Here is a 2,199-nt window from a genome sequence, read left to right on the forward strand (position 1 = left end):
ATCACCGACAGCCCGCTCTACCTCTCCGGCACAGGCGCCAGGATCACCGTCCTCAGCCGAGGACCCCGGAGTCGGCGTGGGCTTGCGAGCGTGGGGACTGGTCGAACCGTCAGGAGATGTCGAGGATGGGTAGGCAGGCCTGTACCCGACACGCTCGAAGGAGACGGACCCATGGCCGAAGTCACGAGTAACCAACCGCCGGGGACACCCACCTGGATCGACCTCGGCATTCCCGACATCCAACGCGCAAAGGAGTTCTACGGCACCCTGTTCGGCTGGGAGTTCGAGGAGGGACCCCCCGAAGCCGGGGGCTACACGATGTGCCTGCTGCGCGGGCAGCCGGTGGCGGCCGTCATGGCGAACCCGGACCCGAACGCCACCTCCTTCTGGTGGAACCTCTACTTCGCCACCGACGACTGTGACGGCACTGCCAAGCACATCGCCGACGCCGGCGGCCAGGTCGTCGTGGCGCCCATCGATGCGATGGACGCCGGGCGGATGGCGATCGCCCTCGATCCGACCGGCGCGCAGTTCGGCCTCTGGCAGGGCCGTATGCACCCCGGCGCGCGGATCGTCAACGAACCCGGTTCCCTGGCGTGGAACGAGCTGCGCACACCCGCAGCGGACGCGGCCCGCCCGTTCTACCAGGCGGTTTTCGACTACACCCTGGAACCCATGGCGGCTCCCGACATCGACTACACCGTGCTGCACCGCGGCGACGGCCAGATGATCGGCGGAATTCACGGCGTTGCCGACGCGCCGTCGTCATCCTGGATCACCTACTTCGAGGTCGAGAACACCGACGCGGCCGTACGGCGGGTCCTCGACGGCGGCGGCGCATGTCCCGGCGAACCCCAGGACTCCCCCTACGGGCGTGTCGCCATCGTCGAGGACCCGTTCGGTGTGGCGTTCCACATCATCGCCTCCGCCCAGAACCCGCCTGGGTGAGGTTCAGGCCGCCGCTCAGGAGCGGGACAGCGCGGACCAGGGCACGTCCTTGTCGACCCGCGGCTCCGCCGGCAGACCCAGGACCCGCTCCCCGATGATGTTCCGCTGGATCTGGTCGGTTCCGCCGGCCAGCCGGTAGCCGGGCGCGCCGAGCAGATGCTCGGTCCAGCCGAACCCCTCACCGGAGTCGGCCGCCGCCCGGCTACCCAGCAGGTCGACGGCGAGCTCGCCGGTGCGGGTCAGCACGTCGGAGGCGACCAGCTTGCCGACGGATGCCGCCGGCCCCGGCGACGCCCCGGCCGCTGCGGCCCGCGCCACCCGTCCGGCGGTCGCGGCCCGCAGCACCGTCCGGATGTAGAGGTCCGCGAGCTGCTGACGGACCACCGGGTCACCGGCCCGGCCCAGGCGGCGGGCGAGCTCCAGCACGTCGTCGAAGGTTCCGCCCTTACGCCGGGTCACCGATCCGGACGCGGTGCGCTCGAAGGACAGCGTCGCGTTCGCGACCCGCCAACCGTTGCCGACCGCGCCGACACGCAGGGCGTCGGGGATCCGGACGCCGGTGAGGAAGACCTCGTTGAACGACGTACCTCCGCTCATCTGCCGGATCGGGCGGATCTCGATACCGGGGGCGTCCATGGGAACGAGGAAGGCGGTGATCCCGGCGTGCTTGGGCACGTCCGGGTCGGTGCGGGCGAGCAACAGCCCGTAGTCGGCGAACCGCGCGCCGGACGACCAGACCTTCTGTCCGTCGACGACCCAGGTCTCCCCGTCCGCCACGGCGCGGCAGGCCAGTGCCGCGAGGTCGGAACCGGCCCCGGGTTCGCTGAACAGCTGACAGGCGAGCAGATCGGTACGCAGCAGCGGCCCGACGAACTGCTCCCGCTGTGCCTCGGTGCCGAACATCGCCACGGCCGGGCCGACCAGACCGGTCGTCACGCTGATCAGCTCGGTGGACGGCGGCACGGCGAACGCGCGTTCCTCCTCGGCGAAGGCGGTCGCGAACAGCGCGGGCAGACCGGCGCCGCCGTGCTCCACCGGCAGTGTGAGCGCTCCGTAGCCCGCGTCGTAGCGGGCCCGCCGATAGGCTCGGACGTTCTCCAGCAACGTGTGCTCGTCGCCGTCGGAGAGGTTACGAAACACCGCGAGGTCGGGCGGGCCGTGGCTTGCCACCGGCGCGGCAACGGTGGCGGCGAGCCAGCGCCGTACCTCGCCACGCCAGGTCACGAGGTCGAGGTTGCTGCCCGAAGCGTT

General features: G+C 71.1%; 2 protein-coding genes. One reads left to right on the forward strand and one right to left on the reverse strand.

Features of this window, described 5'->3' with window-relative positions; genetic code table 11:
• Positions 1 to 171 precede the first annotated feature (171 nt).
• Positions 172 to 948, forward strand: a complete 777-nt coding sequence (locus tag U9980_RS07840; RefSeq protein WP_322767326.1) for a VOC family protein — start codon at positions 172 to 174, stop codon at positions 946 to 948.
• Between the two features lie 15 nt (positions 949 to 963).
• Here the strand turns inward: U9980_RS07840 and U9980_RS07845 are convergent.
• Positions 964 to 2,199 (reverse strand): acyl-CoA dehydrogenase family protein (locus tag U9980_RS07845; RefSeq protein WP_322767327.1); only part of this gene is annotated, 1,236 nt, incomplete at its 5' end.

This window comes from Protofrankia sp. Cr1, assembly GCF_963555865.1.
Lineage (GTDB): Bacteria > Actinomycetota > Actinomycetes > Frankiales > Frankiaceae > Protofrankia.

Excerpts from the sequence above, each read along its gene's own strand:
- U9980_RS07840 (WP_322767326.1), top strand. The coding sequence starts at position 172 with ATGGCCGAAGTCACGAGTAACCAACCGCCGGGGACACCCACCTGGATC.